Annotated in this window: 25 protein-coding genes; 12 read left to right on the top strand and 13 right to left on the bottom strand. The window is 66.3% G+C overall.

The window, feature by feature from the left end; genetic code table 11:
- The first annotated feature begins 123 nt into the window (after positions 1–123).
- The 4 genes from BZF59_RS13310 (at position 124) to BZF59_RS13295 (ending at position 2,665) form a co-directional block, all read left to right on the top strand.
- A complete protein-coding gene (locus tag BZF59_RS13310; protein ID WP_086608734.1) occupies positions 124–909 on the top strand; it encodes a hypothetical protein in 786 nt (261 codons plus the stop codon).
- Positions 910–922: 13 nt separating this feature from the next.
- Positions 923–1,543, top strand: a complete 621-nt coding sequence (locus BZF59_RS13305; protein WP_143738175.1) for a hypothetical protein — start codon at positions 923–925, stop codon at positions 1,541–1,543.
- Positions 1,544–1,578: 35 nt separating this feature from the next.
- The gene (locus BZF59_RS13300; protein WP_211277400.1) at positions 1,579–2,034 is read left to right on the top strand and encodes a hypothetical protein; all 456 of its coding nucleotides are present in this window, start codon (positions 1,579–1,581) and stop codon (positions 2,032–2,034) included.
- A gap of 208 nt (positions 2,035–2,242) precedes the next feature.
- Entirely contained in the window at positions 2,243–2,665 is a 423-nt protein-coding gene (locus BZF59_RS13295) for a hypothetical protein (RefSeq protein WP_086608732.1), read from the top strand.
- Positions 2,666–2,681: 16 nt separating this feature from the next.
- Here BZF59_RS13295 and BZF59_RS13290 read toward each other — a convergent pair whose 3' ends face one another.
- From BZF59_RS13290 to rpsU, 9 genes are all read right to left on the bottom strand, one after another.
- Positions 2,682–3,140 carry a tRNA (cytidine(34)-2'-O)-methyltransferase gene (locus BZF59_RS13290; protein WP_086608731.1) on the bottom strand — a complete coding sequence of 153 codons (459 nt, stop codon included), beginning with the start codon at positions 3,138–3,140 and terminating at the stop codon, positions 2,682–2,684.
- 9 nt (positions 3,141–3,149) lie between these two features.
- Complete coding sequence (locus BZF59_RS13285) at positions 3,150–3,707, bottom strand: hypothetical protein (RefSeq protein ID WP_143738174.1); 558 nt, start codon at positions 3,705–3,707, stop codon at positions 3,150–3,152.
- Positions 3,708–3,791: 84 nt separating this feature from the next.
- On the bottom strand, positions 3,792–5,288 hold the full coding sequence (gatB, locus tag BZF59_RS13280) for an Asp-tRNA(Asn)/Glu-tRNA(Gln) amidotransferase subunit GatB (RefSeq protein WP_086608729.1): 1,497 nt from the start codon (positions 5,286–5,288) through the stop codon (positions 3,792–3,794).
- Entirely contained in the window at positions 5,285–5,443 is a 159-nt protein-coding gene (locus BZF59_RS13275; protein WP_086608728.1) for a glutamyl-tRNA amidotransferase, read from the bottom strand. Before BZF59_RS13275 ends, gatB begins: the two co-directional genes overlap by 4 nt.
- On the bottom strand, positions 5,440–5,631 hold the full coding sequence (locus BZF59_RS16260; RefSeq protein WP_158094326.1) for a hypothetical protein: 192 nt from the start codon (positions 5,629–5,631) through the stop codon (positions 5,440–5,442). The genes BZF59_RS13275 and BZF59_RS16260 overlap by 4 nt, the downstream gene beginning before the upstream one ends.
- Positions 5,628–7,109 carry an Asp-tRNA(Asn)/Glu-tRNA(Gln) amidotransferase subunit GatA gene (gene gatA, locus BZF59_RS13265; protein WP_086608726.1) on the bottom strand — a complete coding sequence of 494 codons (1,482 nt, stop codon included), beginning with the start codon at positions 7,107–7,109 and terminating at the stop codon, positions 5,628–5,630. The genes BZF59_RS16260 and gatA overlap by 4 nt, the downstream gene beginning before the upstream one ends.
- 120 nt (positions 7,110–7,229) lie before the next feature.
- On the bottom strand, positions 7,230–7,532 hold the full coding sequence (gatC, locus tag BZF59_RS13260; RefSeq protein ID WP_086608725.1) for an Asp-tRNA(Asn)/Glu-tRNA(Gln) amidotransferase subunit GatC: 303 nt from the start codon (positions 7,530–7,532) through the stop codon (positions 7,230–7,232).
- Between the two features lie 12 nt (positions 7,533–7,544).
- Complete coding sequence (locus tag BZF59_RS13255; RefSeq protein WP_086609210.1) at positions 7,545–8,150, bottom strand: FKBP-type peptidyl-prolyl cis-trans isomerase; 606 nt, start codon at positions 8,148–8,150, stop codon at positions 7,545–7,547.
- A gap of 137 nt (positions 8,151–8,287) precedes the next feature.
- Positions 8,288–8,494, bottom strand: a complete 207-nt coding sequence (rpsU, locus tag BZF59_RS13250) for a 30S ribosomal protein S21 (protein WP_017664771.1) — start codon at positions 8,492–8,494, stop codon at positions 8,288–8,290.
- A 229-nt stretch (positions 8,495–8,723) separates the two neighbouring features.
- On the opposite strand from rpsU, the gene crcB reads away from it, so the two are divergent.
- Genes crcB through BZF59_RS13220 form a run of 6 tightly spaced genes read left to right on the top strand, consistent with a single transcriptional unit; the run spans position 8,724 to position 12,540 of the window.
- A complete protein-coding gene (gene crcB / locus BZF59_RS13245; protein ID WP_086608724.1) occupies positions 8,724–9,137 on the top strand; it encodes a fluoride efflux transporter CrcB in 414 nt (137 codons plus the stop codon).
- On the top strand, positions 9,134–10,336 hold the full coding sequence (locus BZF59_RS13240; RefSeq protein WP_086608723.1) for an RluA family pseudouridine synthase: 1,203 nt from the start codon (positions 9,134–9,136) through the stop codon (positions 10,334–10,336). The genes crcB and BZF59_RS13240 overlap by 4 nt, the downstream gene beginning before the upstream one ends.
- Complete coding sequence (locus BZF59_RS13235) at positions 10,336–10,935, top strand: FMN-binding negative transcriptional regulator (protein ID WP_086608722.1); 600 nt, start codon at positions 10,336–10,338, stop codon at positions 10,933–10,935. Before BZF59_RS13240 ends, BZF59_RS13235 begins: the two co-directional genes overlap by 1 nt.
- Entirely contained in the window at positions 10,932–11,591 is a 660-nt protein-coding gene (locus tag BZF59_RS13230; protein WP_086608721.1) for an HAD-IA family hydrolase, read from the top strand. The genes BZF59_RS13235 and BZF59_RS13230 overlap by 4 nt, the downstream gene beginning before the upstream one ends.
- Positions 11,588–11,839, top strand: coding sequence for a hypothetical protein (locus tag BZF59_RS13225; protein ID WP_086608720.1), 252 nt, complete (start codon positions 11,588–11,590; stop codon positions 11,837–11,839). The genes BZF59_RS13230 and BZF59_RS13225 overlap by 4 nt, the downstream gene beginning before the upstream one ends.
- Positions 11,839–12,540 (top strand): ATP12 family chaperone protein, encoded by a 702-nt coding sequence (locus tag BZF59_RS13220; protein ID WP_086609209.1) that lies wholly within the window; start codon positions 11,839–11,841, stop codon positions 12,538–12,540. The genes BZF59_RS13225 and BZF59_RS13220 overlap by 1 nt, the downstream gene beginning before the upstream one ends.
- A 1-nt stretch (position 12,541) precedes the next feature.
- Here BZF59_RS13220 and BZF59_RS13215 read toward each other — a convergent pair whose 3' ends face one another.
- Genes BZF59_RS13215 through BZF59_RS13200 form a run of 4 tightly spaced genes read right to left on the bottom strand, consistent with a single transcriptional unit; the run spans position 12,542 to position 16,072 of the window.
- Positions 12,542–13,135: an ABC-type transport auxiliary lipoprotein family protein gene (locus tag BZF59_RS13215; RefSeq protein WP_086608719.1), complete on the bottom strand. Its 594-nt coding sequence runs from the start codon at positions 13,133–13,135 to the stop codon at positions 12,542–12,544.
- Between the two features lie 12 nt (positions 13,136–13,147).
- Positions 13,148–14,098, bottom strand: coding sequence for an MlaD family protein (locus BZF59_RS13210; protein ID WP_086608718.1), 951 nt, complete (start codon positions 14,096–14,098; stop codon positions 13,148–13,150).
- A gap of 51 nt (positions 14,099–14,149) precedes the next feature.
- Positions 14,150–14,956 carry an ABC transporter ATP-binding protein gene (locus tag BZF59_RS13205; protein WP_086608717.1) on the bottom strand — a complete coding sequence of 269 codons (807 nt, stop codon included), beginning with the start codon at positions 14,954–14,956 and terminating at the stop codon, positions 14,150–14,152.
- A gap of 3 nt (positions 14,957–14,959) precedes the next feature.
- Positions 14,960–16,072, bottom strand: coding sequence for an ABC transporter permease (locus BZF59_RS13200; RefSeq protein ID WP_086608716.1), 1,113 nt, complete (start codon positions 16,070–16,072; stop codon positions 14,960–14,962).
- A 110-nt stretch (positions 16,073–16,182) separates the two neighbouring features.
- On the opposite strand from BZF59_RS13200, the gene BZF59_RS13195 reads away from it, so the two are divergent.
- Together BZF59_RS13195 and BZF59_RS13190 are read left to right on the top strand one after the other, a co-directional pair.
- Positions 16,183–18,927: a valine--tRNA ligase gene (locus BZF59_RS13195; protein WP_086609208.1), complete on the top strand. Its 2,745-nt coding sequence runs from the start codon at positions 16,183–16,185 to the stop codon at positions 18,925–18,927.
- Positions 18,928–19,097: 170 nt separating this feature from the next.
- On the top strand, positions 19,098–19,409 hold the full coding sequence (locus BZF59_RS13190; protein WP_086608715.1) for a GIY-YIG nuclease family protein: 312 nt from the start codon (positions 19,098–19,100) through the stop codon (positions 19,407–19,409).
- The last annotated feature ends 203 nt before the right edge of the window (positions 19,410–19,612 follow it).

Below are 19,612 nucleotides of genomic sequence, written 5' to 3'. Positions count from 1 at the left end.
CCTGCTGTCCATACGGGAAGAGACATTCGACTTGCCGAAGGGTCAATTCCATGTTTTCCTGCATCATCGACGAGCAATTGAATCGAAGATCAGATAAACAAGAATTCCTTGGGGGAGGAAATCATGGCGAACACGCAAAATAGAATGATTGCGTCAGTTGCGTTAGCTGCCTTCGTTGCAACGCCCGTTCTGGCCGAAAAGGCGAGCCAACTCATCGATATCAACGGGTCACTGGGACGCGATGCCGAACCCGCTCTGGAAGCCCGCGGTTTTGCTCACGTCTCCACCCACAAGAACGATCAGGGCTATGTCTATAGTTACTGGTGGGACGAGGCCGATGACGATTGCGTGCAGGTTGAAGTGTTCAACGGCCGTGTCGAAACGATCCAGGATGCGACCGATCAGGATTGCGGCCATCACAAGGGCGAAGGCGGCAAGGTCGCGCTTGCCGTCGGCGGCGCGGCGCTGCTCGGCGCTTTGCTGACCCACAAGAAGCATCACCATGGTGATGACGGCCACAGCGAAGACGCTGCCGCAGAGGCGCAATTCGACCGCGGCTACACCGACGGGTTGCACAACGCGGCCTATCACAACTACGATCGCTCGGACGATTATTCGCGCGGCTACTCTGCCGGGGTGAGCGAGCGCGAAGGCAACCTTGCCTATCACCAGCGCCGCGGCGGCTATACGCCGGTGGTCAACGTCTCCGACCTCAAGGGCGCACGGGCAGCGGGCGGCATGGAAGAATTCGACCGGCGCGGATTCACGCAGGTCGACAACTTCACCAGCGGCAATGATCGCTATTCGATCCAGTGGCGCTCGTCCTCCAACCAGTGCGTGCAGGTGCTGATTTCCGACGGAAGATTCTACGACATCAAGGACATCGGCCATCATCCCAAGTGCCGCTGATCGGGGGACCAAGATGAATCGACAGCACATGATCGCCGGGGCTTTGGCCCTGGCGCTCGCTGCCTGTGGCGGCGAGACCTCGGGCACAAGCGAGGCAACGGCGCCATCCGATGCAGCGGACGTTGCCGTCATCCCTGAAAGCCTTGCCCCGTTTGGTGACGGTTACCCCAATCCGGGCGACCCGTGCCGACGTCTGGGGGAGAGCGCGGCCACCGCGAATTACCTCGATGACAGCGCGATCCTCGTCGGCTGCCCCAGCGAGGCTGCGGCCGAGGCCCTCGGCGGCGATATCGTCGACAATGTCGAGGGCGTGCGGCTGGTATCGGTGTCGACCGGCGATGCCAACGCCGGAATGGGCGAGAACGGCCCGGCTCCGGCCGAAACCGCCAAGGCGAAACCTGCCACAGGGACGATCGCGATCCGCGGTGCGAACAGCCTCGAAACCCGCTGCGCATCCCGCGTGGCGCGGGAAACCGGCGCGGCAGTGATCGGCACCAACCGGATCGAGGAATCCGAGGCTGCGGTGGAAATCTACCTCAATGTCGACGGTGCGGCGGCGCCCTGGAAGTGCCTCGCCAACCGCGACGGTTCGATCAGCGAAGTTTCCTTTACCGGAAGCGAGGGCAGCCTGTGACGGGCCGCCCGCTGATTGCGCAAGGAGCCGAGATGATGACGAAAGCACTCTGGACGGGCATGGCCTGTCTCGCCCTGACGGCGTGCGGCGGCAAGGAAGCCGCTGCGCCCGAGCCCGCCGCCACTGAAGCGGCCGTCGCTGCCGATGCCACCCCGGCTGACACCGGGGACGCCAAGGTCGCCGGGACCAAATACAACGCCACCACCATGCTGCCCTGCGGCTTTGACAACGCCGCGCCGACGCAGACCTGCGATGCAGGCGTGGTGCGCGACTGGGGCGAAAAGGGCTCGCACCTCGTCGAGGTCAAATCACCCGACGGGTTCACCCGCGCGATCTTTTTCAACGGGACCGAGCCCTTCGGCGCAGACAGTGCCGAGGCCGACGGGTCGGCGGGGTGGGATTTCAAGACCTCGCGCGATGGCGACATGGTCACGGTCACCTTCGGCCCGGAGACCTACGTGATTGCCGATGCGCTGATCACGGGTGGGTGAGGCCTCCACCGGATCGGACAACGAACATGCCGGATGATCATTCCGGAAGGGGAAGGGTTTGATGGCATTGCTCAAGACAGACGGACGCTCCGCTTCTCCTGGATCGCGGAGCGCCGTCCGCGCATTGGCTTTGGCCTGCGCACTGGCGCTTTCCAGCGGGACAGCGTCAGCCCGGAAGGAAGCGCCTCCTCCCCAGTCCGACTGGGACATGATCGCTTTCGAGATGAAGAGCTGGGGGATCACGCAATCGCGCTGGCAATATTCCCGCGAATATGGCAGGGTGTGGATCGCCTTTGCCGCCAAGCCCGATGCGCCGCAGCCGACGCAGACACTGAGCTTCCACACGCTCGAGCCCGATAACAAGCGCTATGCAGCGCTGGCGCAACTGGTCAGCCAGGTGCCCGTGCCCGCACCGGATCCGGCGACCTGCAAAAACATGATGACCGATCAGCCCTATGGCACGATCCGCATGACCCGCGGCGCGACCACCACCGAGATCGCCTGGAACGCGGGCTGCCAGGACAAGGACTATCTCGCCCTTCTCGGCACGCTGCGGGAAGCCGATGCGCTGGTGGCGGCGTGGGGCAAAGCGGCTCCGGTCAACCGCACCGAGGATCAACCGGCCCGATAGGCCCGCGCAGCCCGGTTCAAAGCTTCCCCCGCAGCGCCTGATACGCCGCCGCCGACACGGTGTTGGCAAGGTTGAGCGAGCGGATCACGTCCGAGCGCATCGGAAGGTGGAACAGGCGATCCGGGTGGCGGTCGATGATCGGCTTCGGGATGCCCTTGGTCTCCTGCCCGAACACGAGGAAGGCGTCGTCCGGATAGGCGGGCTCGTAGAAGCTGCGGCTGCCGAATTCCTCGAACAGGAACAGCTGGTCGGCGCGCGGCGTGCGGGCTTCCAGGAAGGCGTCCCAGCTGGCATATTCGGTGAGCCTGACATGCGGCCAGTAATCGAGGCCCGAGCGCTTGACCCGCTTGTCGGTAATCTCGAAGCCCAATGGGTGGATCAGGATCAACTCCATATCCAGCGCCACACAGGTGCGCCCCACTGCGCCGGTGTTGCCGGGGATTTCGGGCTGGATGAGGACGATGGCGAGGGACACGTTAGTCCGTTAACGGCGGCCCCGGCACTTGTCAGCAAATGCCTCACGCATGGATTGCGGCGGACCGGGGATGTCGCGTGTCTGGTCGGCAAAACTCAGGGTGATGGGCTGCCCCTGCCGAATACCTCGCAGCAAACGATCGCGCGCTCGCCCCTTGATGGTAAAGGTCATCAGCGTCGCACCATCTTTCAATGGCTCAAGCGTCGCAGCTCCCGACCCGCTGGTTTCGTCGATAGTCAACGCGACGTCCGGCTGCGGCCATTGCTGGCGCGGCGTAAACTGCACTGTCGCAACTTCTAACTTCACAAGATCAAGCATTCGCACGGCCTGAACATCGCTATTTCCGACCTCGCGACGGTCGCACTTTATGGTAATCTGCGCAGGCCCTGTCCCACCAGTGTAGGTGATGGAAAACAGTTCTTCGCCAGTCGAAAAGAACCAGCCATCCTCGTCGAACTTGATGCCATCATCGGTGTATCCAGGCGGATATCTGCGCCCGACGTCATCGCATGCAGCTAGGTTCAGCGCCGCTGCGCCCACAAGAAAAACCCCAAGAATTCTGGTCATTGTGCGTCCCACCAGCCTTCGACGAGGCGAGGCGTAGCAAGCGCATCGCCGGGTCGCAACCTAGCGCTACGACCCGCCGCAGGCCTACCCCAGCTTGCCCTTGAGCAACTGGTTCACAAGCTGCGGGTTGGCCTTGCCCTGCATCGCCTTCATCGCCTGGCCGACGAAGAAGCCGAATAGCGCTTCCTTGCCGGCGCGGTATTGTTCGACCTTGTCGGCATTGGCGGCAATGATCGCGTCGACTGCGGCTTCGATGGCGCCGGTGTCGCTGACCTGCTTCAGCCCCTCGGCCTCGGCGATTTCCTCGGGCTCGCGGCCGGTCTTGAGGACGATCTCGAAGATCTCCTTGGCCTGACCGCCGCTGATCTCGCCCTTGTCGGCCATCGCGAGAATGCTCGCCTGCGCGGAGGCAGTGGCGTTGGCGGGGTCGGCTTCATCTCCCAAGGCCTTCAAGACCCCCGGCGCGACCGAGAGCGACCAGTTGGCGACCTGCGTCGCGACCTTGGCCTCTTCCTTGCCGGTGGCCTTGGCGGTCTCGGCCAGCAGTGTTTCGAACCGGGCGAAGGTCTCGACCTCGGCGGTCAACTCGCGCGCGTTGTAGGGGGTGAGGCCGAGCGCCTCGACGTAACGCTTGCGCTTGGCATCGGGCAGTTCGGGTAGCGAGGCGCGGCATTCGGCGAGGAAATCCTCTTCCAGCACCAGCGGCAGCAGATCGGGATCGGGGAAGTAGCGATAATCGTGCGCGTCTTCCTTGCTGCGCATGGTGCGCGTGGTGCCGGTGCCGGGGTCGAACAGGCGCGTTTCCTGCACGATGCTCCCGCCTGCTTCCAGCACATCGACCTGCCGCATCGCCTCATGCTCGATGGCCTGCATGACGAAGCGTACGGAGTTCACGTTCTTGGTCTCGGTCCGGGTGCCGAAGGGCTCGCCCGCCTTGCGCACGCTGACGTTGACGTCGGCGCGCATCGAGCCTTCTTCCATGTTGCCATCGCACGAACCGACATAGCGCAGGATCGCGCGCAGCTTGCGCAAGTAAGCCCCCGCCTCGGCAGGCGAGCGCATATCGGGCTTGGAGACGATCTCCATCAGCGCCACGCCGCTGCGGTTAAGGTCGACATAGGACATGGTCGGGTGCTGATCGTGCATCAGCTTGCCCGCGTCCTGTTCGACATGGATGCGCTCGATCCCGATGACCTTGTCTTCGGGAATGCCGGCCTTCTCGTCCGCCTCGATCAGCAGCGAGCCTTCGCCCACGATCGGGTGGTAGAGCTGGCTGATCTGGTAGCCCTGCGGCAGATCGGCGTAGAAATAGTTCTTGCGGTCGAACCGCGACCACGCGTTGATCTGCGCCTCGATCGCCATGCCGGTGCGCACCGCCTGACGGATGCACTCGCGGTTGGGCACGGGCAGCATCCCCGGCATCGCGGCATCGACGAGACTGACCTGCGAGTTCGGCTCAGCGCCAAACGCGGTCGCCGCGCCCGAGAACAGCTTGGAGTTCGAGGTGACCTGCGCGTGGACTTCAAGGCCGATCACGACCTCCCATTCGCCCGTGGCACCCTGGATGCGGTAGTTGCTCATTTCACTTCCTCGTCCTCGATCACCTTGCCATCCGGCCCGAAGCGCATTTCGCCGTGATCGACGTTCTTTCTAACCCAGTTGGCGACCATGAAGGTCAGCGGCACCGCCAGCATGATGCCGATACCGGCGATCCACAGCGGCGTATCGGCGATCATGGTTTCTTGTCCCACTTGGAGCCGTGCTTCTTGTGCCACTCCTCGTAAGTCCGCCGCCGCTTCCGCTCCGCGTCCTTATCGAACGTTCCCGTGGAGGGGGGCGTCACCGCGCCGCCCAAAATGCCGATCAGTTCAAGCAGCGACCCAAGCCACCAAAACCCTTTAAGGATCGCGCGGCCCAATTTCACCACCACTTCTCCGGCTTGGCGGTGAAGCCCGCGCGCTGCTGGATGGCGAGACCGGCGTTGAGCACGCCCTGCTCGTCGAAGGGCCGTCCGACCAGCTGGAGGCCGAGCGGCAGGCCATCCGCGTTGATCGTAGCGGGGACGCTCATCGCGGGGAGGCCTGCGAGGCTGGCGGGGACCGCGAAGACGTCGTTGAGATACATCGTCAGCGGGTCTTCGTTCATCGAACCCAGCGGGAAGCTCGCCGTCGGCGTGGTCGGCGCGAGGATCACGTCGCACTCGGCGAAAGCACGCTCGAAATCGCGAGCGACCAGTGCGCGGACCTTCTGGGCCTGCGTGTAGTATGCGTCGTAGAAGCCGGCCGAGAGCACATAGGTGCCGATCAGGATGCGGCGCTTGACCTCGTCACCGAACCCGGCGGCGCGGGTGGCGGCGTACATGTCTTGCAGGCCGACACCGTCGGGCAGATCGCGCAGGCCGTAGCGTACGCCGTCATAGCGCGCGAGGTTCGACGAGGCTTCGGCGGGCGCGACGATGTAGTAGGCCGGCAGCGCGTATTTGGTGTGCGGCAGCGAGACGTCGACGATCTCGGCGCCCGCGTCCTTCAGCCATGCCTTGCCCTGCTCCCACGAATCGAGGATCGCCTGATCGGTGCCCTCCATCCGGTATTCGCGCGGGATGCCGACCTTCTTGCCGCGCAGGTCGGAGTTCAATGCCGCTTCCCAGTCGGGCACGTCCATCTGGAGCGAGGTCGAATCCTTCGGGTCGAACCCCGCCATCGCGCCGAGCATGATCGCGCAATCCTCGACAGAACGCGCCATCGGCCCGGCCTGATCGAGGCTCGAGGCGAAAGCGACGATGCCCCAGCGCGAGCAGCGGCCATAGGTCGGCTTGATCCCGCAGATGCCGGTGAAGGCGGCAGGCTGGCGGATCGAGCCGCCGGTGTCGGTGCCGGTCGCGGCAGGCGCAATGCGCGCGGCGACGGCAGACGAGGAACCGCCCGAGGAGCCGCCGGGGCTCATCGGCTGGTTCGACCCGGCCTTGCGCCACGGCGAGGACACGTTGCCGAAATAGGACGTCTCGTTCGACGAGCCCATCGCGAACTGGTCGAGATTGAGCTTCCCCAGCATCCCCGCGCCTGCATCCCACAGCTTCTGGCTGACGGTGCTTTCGTAGCGCGGCGTGAAGCCTTCCAGAATATGCGAAGCGGCAGTCGTCTGGACGCCGTGGGTGGCGAACAGGTCCTTCATCCCGATCGGCACGCCCGCCATCTTGCCCAGCGGCTCGCCGGAAGCGCGCGCGGCATCGACCTTGTCGGCGGCGGCGAGCGCGTGATCGGGGGTGGTGACGATGAAGGCGTTCAGCGCCGCAGCCTGAGCCACGGCGGCGTTGAAGCTCTCCGCCACTTCGCGCGCGGTGAAGTCGCCCTTCGCCACGCCGTCGCGGATGTCCTTTACGCCGAGTTGAGTCAGGTCAGTCATTGTTTCCAACCGTTCGCCCTGAGCCTGTCGAAGGGCCGTCCTTCTTGAGGTACAGGATCAGAAAAGAAAATACGGGGCTTCGACAAGCTCAGCCCGAACGGGAGAGGGGAACCCCTCCCCCTATTCGATCACCTTCGGCACGCCGAAGAACCCATGCTCGGCCGCAGGCGCATTGGCGAGGACATCGCCCTGCCGCCCGCCGCCGGTCAGCGGATCGGCGTCGATCACGTCGTCGCGCAGGCGCAGCGTATTGGGGATCACCGCCGCCATCGGCTCGATCCCCGTGACATCGACCTCGCCCAACTGCTCGACCCATTGGAGGATGCCGTTCAATTCCGGCACCATCCGTTCGAGCGCGGCGTCATCCATGCGGATGCGCGCGAGGCTGGCGATCTTGGCGACGGTTGCCTTGTCGACCGACATAGCGCGCGCCCCTTACTGGCCCGGAACCATCTGCGGCTGGCCACCCGGCCCACCAGGGCCACCGGGGCCGCCAGCGCCCATCTCGCCCATCTGCTGCTGCATGGTCTGCTGCATGATCTGGATGTTCCGCTCCACCGCCGCACGGCTCATGATGCCGACCACCTCGATCTCGAATTCGAGATCGGCATTGGGCGGGATCGCCGAGCCCGGCTGCGGGTTCGCGCCATAGGCCAGATCGGCGGGGATGAAGACCTTGTACTTGCCGCCCTTCTGCGCCTGCTGGAGCGCCTGATAGAAGCCCGGAATGGTCGCGCCTTCCTCAAGCAGGAAGGGGGTGCCATCGGGGAACAGGCCCTTGATCGGGAAGGGGCTGTCCTGCGCGTTTTCGAACTCGGTGCCGTCGGCGGCGAGCGTGCCCCGGTATTTGACGAAAACGACCTCGCCCGGCTGGGCGGTCGGGCCGGTGCCGGCCTGGAGCACATCAATGCTCAGCCCGCGCGGCACGGCGGCCCAGGCGAGGCCAGCGCCAACCAGCACGGCGAGGACAACCCCGATCCACAGCTTGGTGAGCGAGCCCTTGGCCACAGGCTTGATCGGAACGCGGGTAATCTCGGTCATTGGTACGGTCCTGTTGAGCGGCACCTTCACGCCGCCGGATGACGACAAAAGGGCGCGGGAATAAGCCGCGCCCTGATGGCTGATCGCAAAAGGTGTTTCAAGCGGTTCCGTCGCCGGAGGCGCGCCTGACGACGGGATTATTTGCTCCCGTCGCGCTCCATCCGCTTGCGCTCCATCTTGCGGGCGCGGCGCACGGCAGCGGCCTTTTCGCGGGCACGCTTTTCCGAGGGCTTTTCGTAGTGGCGACGCAGCTTCATCTCGCGATAAACGCCTTCGCGCTGCAGCTTCTTCTTGAGCGCGCGCAGGGCCTGATCGACATTGTTATCGCGAACCATGATTTGCATAAACGACGACTACCTCATTCTCGAAACGCCAGAGCCTTGCATGATTCTGCGCAAGGATACGCGGTGAATTTCAATGAAAAGCGGGCGATTCCCAAGGGGAGCCGCCCTCCAAGCCGTGGCCGATAGTCCAACAGCGCCCGAAAGGCAAGCCATCGCAGCGTATTCGCCGCATCGCGCCGCGCGCCCAGCACCGCTAGCCTTGCGGCCCGCGCCTCGCTATGGGCGGGCGATGGCCGGTGAAATCTCCCCTCTTGTAGCAAGCCTCAACGTCGCCGTCGGCGGCGGTGTGGGCGCGGTGCTGCGCTATCATGTCGGCCCCCTGGCCCATCGTCTGATGGGATCGGGCGGCGCCTTTCCGTGGGGAACGCTCGCGGTCAATGTCATCGGCAGCGCGCTGATGGGCGTGCTGCTCGGCTGGCTGGCGCGCGGCACCATGGGGGAAAGCTCGGGCGAATCGCTGCGGCTGCTGGTGGGTGTTGGGCTGCTCGGCGGCTTCACCACCTTCAGCGCCTTCAGCGCGGAGCTGGTGACGATGATGCACCGCGGCCAGCTGGGGCTGGCGGGGGCCTATGTCGCGGCCTCGCTGGTGGCGGGTGTGGCGGCGCTTTATTTCGGCCTTGTCGCCGCGCAGAGCCTGTCATGACCGAGAGCCCTTCCGATAGCGTCCGCCAGTTCACCGTGGCCGAGGATGACGACAGCATCCGGCTCGACCGCTGGTTCAAGCGCAACCTGCCGCAGGTCGGCTTTGCCACCGTGTCGCGCTGGGCGCGCACCGGGCAGATCCGCGTGGACGGCAAGCGCGCCAAGCCCGAGGATCGCCTCGCCGCCGGGCAAGTGCTGCGCGTGCCGCCGGGCGGTGACGAGCCAGCGCGCGAACCCGCCAAGCCCAAGGCGCGTGCGCTCAGCCCCGAACAGATCGCCGAGGCGAAGGAGATGGTGATCCGCGAGACGCCGAGCGCAATCGTGCTCAACAAGCCCCCCGGCCTCGCCACCCAAGGGGGGAGCAAGACCACCAAGCACGTCGATGGCCTGCTCGATGCGTTTGTCGAGAACGAGCGCACGCCGCGCCCGCGGCTCGTCCACCGGCTCGACAAGGACACTTCGGGCGTGCTGCTGATCGCCCGCACGCCGGGGAGCGCCGCGAGCTTCTCCAAACGCTTCGCCAGCCGCTCGGCGCGCAAGGTCTATTGGGCGCTGGTGGTCGGCAAGCCCGCCCTGTCCGAAGGCGTGATCGACGCGCCCCTCGCCAAGCAGCCGGGCACCGGCGGCGAGAAGATGCATATCGACGAGGAAAACGGCGCCGCGGCCAAGACCCGTTACCGCGTGGTCGACAGCGCAGGCCAGCGCGCCGCGTGGGTCGAACTGGAGCCGCTCACCGGCCGCACGCACCAGCTGCGCGTCCACATGGCGGCGATCGGCCACCCGATCGTGGGCGACGGCAAGTATGGCGGGCCGGACGCTTTCCTGACGGGCGCGGTCAGCCGCAAGATGCACCTGCACGCCCGCCGCTTGATCATCACCGAGCCCAAGGCCGGAGAAGGCTCCGGCGGCAAGCTCGACGTCACCGCCGAACTCCCCCCGCACTTCGCCGCGAGCATGGAGGTACTGGGCTTCGACCCGGCGCTCTCCGATGCCTCCCCCTTGCGCGAGGAAACGCCCGAGAAGAGCGCGGAAGAAAAGAAGCAGGCCGCCCGCCGCCACTTCAAGCAGGCGCGCAAGGAAGAACGCAGCCCCCGGCGCGCGCGGGGAGCGGCTGCGGCCAAACCCAAGGCAAAGGGCAAGCCCAAGGTCAAACCGCCCGCCAAGGGAGCGGGTCGCAAGCCCGGGAAGCCGACGCGCTGATGCACCCCAACCCGCTCTTCCGCACCGACGACGATGCGCTGATGGAATCGCTGATTGACCGGGTCGGCTTCGGCACCATCTTCGCGCAAACACCTGATGGCCCGCGGGTGGCGCACACCCCGCTGCTCTCCACCGGTGCCGGTGCGGTGCGGTTCCACCTGTCGCGCGGCAATGCCCTCACCCGCCACCTCGACGGCACAACCGCGCTGGTGGTGGTGAACGGGCCCGAGGGCTACGTCTCGCCCCGCTGGTACGACCAGCGCGATGCGGTGCCGACCTGGGATTACGTTTCGCTCGAGCTGGAAGGCCGGGTGCGGCGGCTGTCCAACGATGCGCTTGAGGAATTCCTGCATACGGCCATTGCCAAGCACGAAGGCAAGCTGGGCGGCGAGCCTTGGCGGGCGGAGGAATCCTCCGAAGGCACGTGGAGCGGGCTGTTTCGCGGCATCGTCGGCTTCGAGCTCGAAGTGCTGGCGCGGCGCCCGACCTTCAAGCTCTCGCAGAAGAAGTCCCCGCCCGAGCGTGCCCGCATCGCCGAGGGACTCGATGCCGCCGGTAACACCGCGCTCGCCCGGATGATCCGCGAGGCTGCGGCATGAAGCTGGCCGTGTTCGATTGTGACGGCACGCTGGTCGACGGGCAGGCCGATGTCTGCTGGGCGATGGCGCGCGCCTTCACCCGCGCAGGGCTGCCCGCCCCCACGGATCACGCCGTGCGCCGGATCGTCGGCCTCAGCCTGCCTGCCGCGGTGCGCGCGCTCGCCCCTTCGCTCTCGGACGAACAGAACCACGCCGTCACCGAGTTCTACCGCTCCAGCTTCCGCGCGCGGCGCGAGGAGGGGCTGCTCGACGAGCCGCTATACGAGGGCATCGCCGAGCTGCTGCGCGCCCTGCACGCAGGCGGCTGGCAGCTCGCAGTCGCCACCGGCAAGTCCGACCGGGGCCTTGCCGCCTGCCTCGCCAGCCACGGCATCGCCGACCTGTTCGTCTCGCTCCAAACCGCCGACCGCCACCCTTCCAAGCCACACCCCGCCATGCTCGAAGCCGCGCTGTTCGAGGCCGGGGCGAGCGCAAAGCAGGCGGTGATGATCGGCGACACCGGCTTCGACATGGCGATGGCGCGCAGCATCGGCGTTGCCGCGATCGGGGTCGAATGGGGCTATCACCAGCCTGCCGAACTGATCGCCAGCGGTGCGGCCCGCGTGGTCGCCACCGCCGCAGACCTCGCCGCCGCGCTCGAGGAGACCCTGCCATGAGCCGTTCCCCGCGCGATGTCGCCGAGGCGCAGGCCAAGCAACGCTTCATCGTCATCACCGCAATGCGCTTTACCGGGGTCGGGCTGGTGATGCTGGGCTTTGCGATCGTGAAGGGCGTGATCGACCTGCCCTACTGGGTGGGCGTGGTCCTCGCCGTGATGGGCTTCTTCGATGTCTTCGCCATGCCCGTGTTTCTCGCAAGGCGTTGGAAGGCGGCCGATGCCGCGCGGGAGCGAGGCCGCCGATGATCCGCCGCTTTTACAAGGACGTGACGCTCGCCGAGACCGGCGGCGGCTGGCAGGTCATGCTCGATGCGCGCGGGGTGAAGACCGTGGGCGGAGCGCCGCAAATCGCGCCGACCCGTGCGCTGGGCGAGGCGCTGGCGGCGGAGTGGGCGCGGCAGGGCGAGAAGATCGACCCCGCCAGCCTCCCGTTGCGCGACATGTCTGACTACGCGATCGACATCGTCGCACCCGAACCGGCGGGCGTCGCCGAGGGGCTGGTGTCCTATGCCGAGACTGATACGCTGTGTTACCGCGCCGACCCCGACGAGCCGCTCCACGCGCGCCAGCTGGCCGAATGGGAGCCGCTTCTCAACGCCTTCGAAGCCGCACAGGGCATCACCCTGACGCGGGTCAGCGGCGTGCTCCACCGCCCCCAGCCGCCCGAGAGCCTCGCCGTGATGCGGGCGCGCCTCGCCGTGCTGCCGCCCTTCGTGCTGACCGGGGTCGAGGCCATGACAAAGCTCGCCGCCTCGCTCGTCACCGCGCTCGCCGCTCTGGATGCCGCGCACGAGGACGAGCCGCGCGCGCTGTGGCAGGCGGTGTGTCTGGAAGAGGAGTGGCAGGCCGAGCTATGGGGCCGCGACGCAGAGGCCGAGGAACGCCGTCAACGGCGCGAAGCCGATTTCCTGCGCGCCTGTGCTTTCGCCCGGCTGGCCAGGGGTTAGCCTAACCCCCCGCGACCCAGTCGGCGACTTCGGCCGCGACCTGGTTCGACGCCGCATTCAGCGCCGCGCCCACCGCGCGCGCTTCGGCCGGGACGCCGGTTTCGCGCGCTTCGAAGCGGCGGGTGGTGACTGCGCCCTCGCGGTCGATCCGCACTGCATCGAACCGCACCACCGCCGCCGAGGCCTGCGCGTCATAGCCCAGGTCGATCAGCGTGCCGCGCAGGCTGACCGTGGCGAGCGTCGCGGCATCATCGCCGTCGACCACCATCGCGGCCCCGCGCGCGCGGATCGTCTCGCCCACCAGACGACGGAACAGGCGCGCGGGCTTTTCGACCCAGAAGGCCTCTTGCAGATAGGCGAGTTCCGTGTCGCTCACCGCCACCGGCACGCGCAGCACATCGAGCTTGGCCGGGGTGTCGATCCCCAGCACCGCGATCACCGGGCGGTCGGCCCCGCTCACGCCCGGCCCTGCAGGGGCGCGCGTTTCGGGGCTCAGGGTGAGCAGGCTTTCAGGCGGTTCGCCGCCGAGGCTGATGCAGCCCGCCAGCGCGAGCAGCAGCGGGGCGACGAGGATCGGCCGGTATTTCAGTGTCATGCGATCCGTCCCCTATTCAGGCTTGTAATCGGGCAGCGACTTGCCGCCAACGAGCGCGCCCGCGCCTTCGCTTTCGAGCTTTTCGGTGACCGCACGCAGCGCGCGGCTGGTGGCGCGCAGGTCTTCGAGCGTCGCCTCGGCGGCGGGCAGCGTGGTGGTGCGCAGCTGGCGCGCGGCGGGCCGCGTGTCCTCGAGCGTCGCCGAAAGCGAGGCGAGCGCGGCATTGGCGCTTTCGAGCGTCCCGCGCAGCTCCTTCGCCAGCGGCTCGCCTTCCTTGTTCAGCAGGCCTTCGGTGGTAGCGGCGAGCTTTTCATAGGCATTGAGCGCCTTGTTGAATTCCTGCATCGTGGTGCGGAATTCCTTGAGATTGGCGGTCAGTTCGGGCGTTGCATCCGCCAGCCCGTCGGTCAGGCGGTTGGAGTTGCGCAGGATCCCTGCCAGCTCTTCCTGATTGTCCGGGCCGAGGATGATGTTCAGCTGTTCGGTCAGGGTCGCAAGCCGTTCCAGCAGCAGCGGCGCGTTGGCGACGATCTCGCCAAAGCCGCCGCGCCCCGGAGGGATCACCGGGCGCCCTTCGGGGCAGGCGGTGGTCTCGCAGGTGATCGGCGGCGCATCCTTGCGCGCGCCGTCGAGCAGGATGGTCGAAACCCCCGTAAAGCTCGCCTGAATGGTCGCCTGGGTGCCGACGAGGATCGGCACGTCGCTCTTCACCTTGATCCGCACGCGGACGAATTCCGGGTTGCCATCGGCGAGGTCGATCTCGGTCACCTGCCCCACCGGCACCCCGGCGAAACTCACCTGACTGCCATTGGCAAGGCCCGAGACGGACTGGCCGTAGAAGATGTCATACTCGTCTTGCGCGCCTTCGCCCAGCCGGGCGATCCAGACGATGAAGGCCGCGAGCGCCGCCAGTAGCACCAGCGTGACCGCGCCGACCCACAGATGATTGGCTCTGGTTTCCATATGCCTGTCCCTATGAAGCCAGCCGGGCGGGTGTGTCCAACATAATCCCGCTCATTCCTTGCCCCTGAGGTGCGAAGCCTCGGCCGCGCGCCCGCGGGGGCCGTTGAAATATTCCTCGATCCACGGGTGGCCGGTGGCGATCAGTTCAGGGATCGTGCCGACCGCGATGACCTTCTGGTCGGCCAGCACGGCCACGCGGTCGCAAATCTCGTAAAGCGTATCGAGATCGTGGGTGATCAGGAACACGGTCAGCCCCAGCGTTTCCTTCAGCTCGCGGGTCAGCCGGTCGAAATTGGCCGCGCCGATCGGGTCGAGCCCGGCGGTGGGTTCATCGAGAAACAGCAGTTCGGGATCAAGCGCCAGCGCGCGCGCTAGCCCGGCGCGCTTCTTCATCCCGCCCGAGAGTTCGGAGGGGAATTTCGCCACAGCGTCTTCCGGCAGGCCGGTCAGGATCACCTTGTAGCGAGCAATCTCGGCGCGCAGTTCGGGACGCAGGTCGGGGTAATACTTGCGCAGCGGCACCTCGACATTCTCGCCCACCGTCAGGGTCGAAAACAGCGCCCCGCCCTGAAACAGCACCCCCCAGCGGCGACGCACGCCGATGCCCTGATCGAGATCGGCTTCGGTGATGCAGCGCCCCAGCACGTCGATCCGCCCCGCGTCGGGCCGCTGGAGGCCGATGATCGAGCGCATCAGCACCGATTTACCGGTGCCCGATCCGCCGACCACGCCGAGGATCTCGCCGCGCCGCACCGTGAGGTCGAGCCCGTCGTGGACCGCGACATCGCCGAAGCGGTTGACCAGCCCCTCGATCACGATCGGGGGCGCGTCGTCGCCTTCATGCCGGTTGATCCGCATCGCTCAGCCCCACCCGATCTCGGTAAAGAACACCGCGAAGAAGGCGTCGAGCACGATCACCGCAAAGATCGCCGAGACCACGGCCATGGTGGTGCGCCGCCCGACCTCTTCCGAATTGCCGCGCACTTGCAGCCCGTGATAGCAACCCGCCAGCGCCACGATCAGCCCGAACACCGGAGCCTTGATCAGGCCGACCCACAGGTCATGTTCGGGCACGACTTCCTGAATGCGCGCAAGGAAGGTCCAGAACGGGATGCCCAGCGTGAGGTCGCCCACCACAGCCCCGCCGATGATCGCCATCAGCGATGCGTAAAAGCCCAGCAGCACCATCATGAAGGTCGCCGCGACAATGCGCGGGATCACCAGCACTTCGACCGGCGAAATGCCGATGGTGCGCATCGCGTCGATCTCCTCGGTCAGCCGCATCGTGCCCAGCTGCGCGGCAAAGGCGCTGCCTGATCGGCCCGCGACCATGATCGCGGTCATCAGCACGCCCAACTCGCGCAGAGTGATGCGCCCGACGAGGTTAACGGTGAGCGATTCCGCCCCGAATTGCTCCAGCTGCACCGAGCCCTGCTGGGCGATGACGATCCCGATCAGGAAGCTCATCAGCCCGATGATCGGCAGCGCGGTGACGCCGACCAGCTCCATCTGGTGCACCAGCGCCTTGATCGGGAAGCGTCGCGGGTGCCGGATCAGGCTGCCTGCGCCAATCAGGATCTGCCCGAAGAAGGCGACCACCCCATAAATGCCCGAGCGGGCGCCGAAGACCTTGTCGCCCACCGCCAGCGGCACACGCTCCCACACCGGCGGGCGCGGCGGGCGCATCGGGCCATCGACATCAATGTCCTGCACTGAGGCGAGAAGGCGCAAGGCTTCGGGACTGGCGCCGGTGATCTCGCTCGAAAGCCGGTGCGCGGCGCGGCACACCACCCATGCGCCGACGGTGTCGATTTCCTCGACCCCGGCCAGATCGATGGCGTGGATCGGGCCGTCGATGGCCTTCACCGCGCGGTCGAAGGGGCCGATGCTGGCCAGCGTCAGGTGCCCCGACAGCACCAGCCGGGTGCCGTCCGCGCCGTGATCGTCCAGCGAATATTCCGCGCCCTGCTGCATCGGGATGAGGCTATGGGGAGATTTTCCGCCACGGGCAAGGCTCTCGCGGCAGGTCGCAGGCGTCTGGTGCATTGCATCGCAGCATCGCTGCTGGCATGGCGCGGGGCATCATGCCAAACCCGACCGACACCACCTTGCCCACCACTTTCGACCCCGCCGATATCGAGGCGCGCTGGTATTCCCACTGGGAAGCGAACGGGTTGTTCCGCCCGGAACGGCCCGATGCGGAGGCCTTCACCATCGTCAATCCGCCGCCGAATGTGACGGGGAGCCTCCACATCGGCCACGCGCTCGACAACACCTTGCAGGACGTGGTGACGCGCTATGAGCGGCTGCGCGGCAAGGACGCCTTGTGGGTGGTCGGCATGGATCACGCCGGGATCGCCACGCAGATGGTGGTCGAGCGCCAGATGGAGGCGCGGCAGGACAAGCGCACCAACTACTCGCGCGAGGCCTTCGTCGAGAAGGTGTGGGAGTGGAAGGCGGAAAGCGGCGGCAGCATTGTCGGCCAGCTGCGCCGTCTCGGCTGCTCGATGGACTGGAGCCGCGAGCAGTTCACGATGGACCCGCACTTCACCCGCGCGGTGATCAAGACCTTCGTAGACCTCTACAACGACGGGCTGATCTACCGCGACAAGCGGCTGGTGAACTGGGACCCGAAGCTCAAGACCGCGATCAGCGATCTTGAGGTGGAGACCCAGACCATCGCGGGCAGTTTCTGGCACTTCAAATATCCGCTCGCCGACGGCGCGACCCTGCCCGATGGCCGCGACTATCTCGAAGTCGCCACCACCCGTCCCGAGACGATGCTCGCCGACATGGCGGTGGCGGTGAACCCAGCGGACGAACGCTATGCCAGTGTCGTCGGCAAACACGTGATCCTGCCGCTGACCGGTCGCCGCATCCCGGTGATCGCGGACGAACACGCCGACCCCGAGCTGGGGAGCGGCTGCGTGAAGATCACGCCCGGCCACGATTTCAACGACTTCGAGGTCGGCAAGCGCGCCGGGTTCGCGGCGTCCGAGATGCTCAACATGCTCGATGCCGAGGCCAACGTCTGCCAGACCGCCGACGGGCTGGTGCCGGAGGAATTCCTCGGCCTCCACCGCTTCAAGCGCGACGGTGTCGATGGCGCGCGCGAGCTGGTCGTCGCGCGCATGAAGGAGCAGGGCTACCTCATCCCGCACATCACCAGGAACAAGGACGGCGAGGACGTGGCGCACGACGCCGAACCGCGCCAGATCGCGACGCCCTTCGGCGACCGCGGCGGCGTGGTGATCGAGCCGTGGCTGACCGACCAATGGTATGTGAACGCGGCGGAACTCGCCAGGAAGCCGATCGCGGCGGTGAAGTCCGGCGAGATCCAGATCGTGCCCAAGACGTGGGAGAAGACCTTCTTCAACTGGATGGAGAACATCCAGCCGTGGTGCGTCTCGCGCCAGCTGTGGTGGGGGCACCGGATCCCGGCGTGGTTCGCCGATGATGGCCGCTGCTTCGTCGCCGAAGACGAGGCCGCCGCGCAGGCGCTCGCGGGTGATGGCGTGGCGCTGACGCAGGATGAGGACGTGCTCGACACGTGGTTCTCCTCGGCGCTGTGGCCCTTCGCCACGCTCGGCTGGCCCGAGAGTGACAGCCCGCTCGTCCAGAAGCACTTCCCCAACAGCCTCCTCATCTCGGGCTTCGACATCCTGTTCTTCTGGGATGCGCGGATGATGATGATGGGCTTTTACAACATGCGGCAGAAGCCCTGGGACACGCTTTACCTCCACGGCCTCGTGCGCGCGGCGGACGGCGCGAAGATGTCGAAGTCCAAGGGCAATGTCGTCGATCCGCTCGGCCTTATCGACCAGTATGGCGCGGACGCGCTGCGCTTCTTCATGGCGGCGATGGAAAGCCAGGGCCGCGACATCAAGATGGATGAAAAGCGGGTCGAGGGGTATCGCAACTTCGCCACCAAGCTGTGGAACGCGGCGCGCTTCTGCCAGTCCAATGGCATCGGCGCCTCGGACACGATCAAGGCCCCGCCCGCGCGCCTCGCCGCCAACCAATGGATCATCGGCGAGGTGCAGGCCTGCGTCGGCGAAATCGAGCGCGCGATGGCCGACCTGCGCTTCGACGCGGCGGCTAATGCGATCTACCAGTTCACGTGGAGCAAGTTCTGCGACTGGTATCTCGAGCTGATCAAGCCGGTCTTCGCCGGCGATGCCGACAGCCCGCCCGCGGTCGAAACCCGCGCGGTCGCCGGGTGGGCGCTCGACCAGATCCTCGTCATGCTGCACCCCTTCATGCCCTTCATCACCGAAGAGCTGTGGCACAAGCTGGGCGAGCGGCCTTACGAGCTGATCGTTGCGCAGTGGCCCAAGCCGGAAGCCGAGGTGAGCAAGGAAGCGACCGACGCGATCGACTGGGTGATCGACCTCACCACCAGCACCCGCTCCGCCAAGAACGAGCTCGGCATCGCCCCCGGCGCCAAGCTGGCGGCGTGGCTGGCGGCGCCCTCGGACGTGGCGGCGCGCACCATCGAGCGTTCCTCTGCCGCGATCGAACGCCTTGCGCGCCTTACCCCTGTGACCATCGGCGAGCCCCCCGCAGGCCCCGCGATGCAGGTGACTGCGGGCGAGGACGTGTTCGTCATCCCGCTCGAAGGCATCGTCGACATCGCGGCGGAAAAGGCGCGGCTCGAAAAGGCGCTGGCGGCTTCGGAGAAGGAAGCAAAGTCGCTCGGCGGCCGCCTCTCGAACCCCGCTTTCGCCGAGAAAGCCAAGCCCGAAGCCGTCGAAAAGGCCCGCGCCGATCTTGCCCACCACACAGGCGAGGTGGAACGGCTGACGGCGGCGCTGGCGCGGCTGGGTTAGGTTTACACCGCTCCGCTAACTCGCCTTGCGCAATGTCCGCTTTCGGGCCACGCCGGGCGACTGCGCGATGACTGCTTGTGGGTGGGGAGCTGCCAAACCAAGACTCGTCGCCCCGTGCCTGACACGGGGCTTGGCTTTTCTTTCTTCTGCCTTGGCGCGATACCTGACGCATGGAGAAGGGTGGCTGGGTCTACATAATGGCGAACCGCTATCGCGGCGGGATGTATGTCGGCGTGACCGCGGATGCGCTCGCTCGCGTTTATCGGCACCGCGAGGGCACGGGTTCGCGTCATGTCGCTGATTTCGCAAAGACGCGGCTTGTTTATGTTGAACGCCACGACACCATCGAAGGCGCTATCGCCCGCGAAAAGCTCGTCAAGAAATGGCTGCGCGAATGGAAGTTCGCGCTGATCGAGGCAAGCAATCCCGATTGGGACGATCTGTGGGAGCAATGGTTCGCACCCGAGGCTGGACAGAAGTAGCCAAGCCCCGTGTCAAGCACGGGGCGACGAACTTGGGAACGTCCGCAAAGGGGTCGATAGCCGAACGGCAGCTTTTTCCGCCAGACCCACGAAAGCTGCCATTGCCGGGCGAGGCGCAAGGGAAATTTCCTACTCCTGCAAATCGTGGCATAGGCCAGACATGTCCTGTCGCCCCGCCCTCGATTTCGCGCGCGAAACCCCTG

This window comes from Erythrobacter donghaensis (assembly GCF_002155425.1).
Classification (GTDB): domain Bacteria; phylum Pseudomonadota; class Alphaproteobacteria; order Sphingomonadales; family Sphingomonadaceae; genus Erythrobacter; species Erythrobacter donghaensis.
This window is presented reverse-complemented; position numbering and strand designations above follow the sequence as displayed.

What these genes read in the sequence shown, in the direction of transcription:
- BZF59_RS13310 (WP_086608734.1), top strand. Translation starts at nt 124, where the DNA reads ATGGCGAACACGCAAAATAGAATGATTGCGTCAGTTGCGTTAGCTGCC.
- BZF59_RS13305 (WP_143738175.1), top strand. Translation starts at nt 923, where the DNA reads ATGAATCGACAGCACATGATCGCCGGGGCTTTGGCCCTGGCGCTCGCT.
- BZF59_RS13300 (WP_211277400.1), top strand. Translation starts at nt 1,579, where the DNA reads ATGACGAAAGCACTCTGGACGGGCATGGCCTGTCTCGCCCTGACGGCG.
- BZF59_RS13295 (WP_086608732.1), top strand. Translation starts at nt 2,243, where the DNA reads ATGATCGCTTTCGAGATGAAGAGCTGGGGGATCACGCAATCGCGCTGG.
- BZF59_RS13285 (WP_143738174.1), bottom strand. Translation starts at nt 3,707, where the DNA reads ATGACCAGAATTCTTGGGGTTTTTCTTGTGGGCGCAGCGGCGCTGAAC.
- gatB (WP_086608729.1), bottom strand. Translation starts at nt 5,288, where the DNA reads ATGAGCAACTACCGCATCCAGGGTGCCACGGGCGAATGGGAGGTCGTG.
- BZF59_RS13275 (WP_086608728.1), bottom strand. Translation starts at nt 5,443, where the DNA reads ATGATCGCCGATACGCCGCTGTGGATCGCCGGTATCGGCATCATGCTG.
- gatA (WP_086608726.1), bottom strand. Translation starts at nt 7,109, where the DNA reads ATGACTGACCTGACTCAACTCGGCGTAAAGGACATCCGCGACGGCGTG.
- gatC (WP_086608725.1), bottom strand. Translation starts at nt 7,532, where the DNA reads ATGTCGGTCGACAAGGCAACCGTCGCCAAGATCGCCAGCCTCGCGCGC.
- BZF59_RS13255 (WP_086609210.1), bottom strand. Translation starts at nt 8,150, where the DNA reads ATGACCGAGATTACCCGCGTTCCGATCAAGCCTGTGGCCAAGGGCTCG.
- rpsU (WP_017664771.1), bottom strand. Translation starts at nt 8,494, where the DNA reads ATGCAAATCATGGTTCGCGATAACAATGTCGATCAGGCCCTGCGCGCG.
- crcB (WP_086608724.1), top strand. Translation starts at nt 8,724, where the DNA reads ATGGCCGGTGAAATCTCCCCTCTTGTAGCAAGCCTCAACGTCGCCGTC.
- BZF59_RS13240 (WP_086608723.1), top strand. Translation starts at nt 9,134, where the DNA reads ATGACCGAGAGCCCTTCCGATAGCGTCCGCCAGTTCACCGTGGCCGAG.
- BZF59_RS13235 (WP_086608722.1), top strand. Translation starts at nt 10,336, where the DNA reads ATGCACCCCAACCCGCTCTTCCGCACCGACGACGATGCGCTGATGGAA.
- BZF59_RS13230 (WP_086608721.1), top strand. Translation starts at nt 10,932, where the DNA reads ATGAAGCTGGCCGTGTTCGATTGTGACGGCACGCTGGTCGACGGGCAG.
- BZF59_RS13225 (WP_086608720.1), top strand. Translation starts at nt 11,588, where the DNA reads ATGAGCCGTTCCCCGCGCGATGTCGCCGAGGCGCAGGCCAAGCAACGC.
- BZF59_RS13215 (WP_086608719.1), bottom strand. Translation starts at nt 13,135, where the DNA reads ATGACACTGAAATACCGGCCGATCCTCGTCGCCCCGCTGCTGCTCGCG.
- BZF59_RS13210 (WP_086608718.1), bottom strand. Translation starts at nt 14,098, where the DNA reads ATGGAAACCAGAGCCAATCATCTGTGGGTCGGCGCGGTCACGCTGGTG.
- BZF59_RS13205 (WP_086608717.1), bottom strand. Translation starts at nt 14,956, where the DNA reads ATGCGGATCAACCGGCATGAAGGCGACGACGCGCCCCCGATCGTGATC.
- BZF59_RS13200 (WP_086608716.1), bottom strand. Translation starts at nt 16,072, where the DNA reads ATGCAGCAGGGCGCGGAATATTCGCTGGACGATCACGGCGCGGACGGC.
- BZF59_RS13195 (WP_086609208.1), top strand. Translation starts at nt 16,183, where the DNA reads ATGCCAAACCCGACCGACACCACCTTGCCCACCACTTTCGACCCCGCC.
- BZF59_RS13190 (WP_086608715.1), top strand. Translation starts at nt 19,098, where the DNA reads ATGGAGAAGGGTGGCTGGGTCTACATAATGGCGAACCGCTATCGCGGC.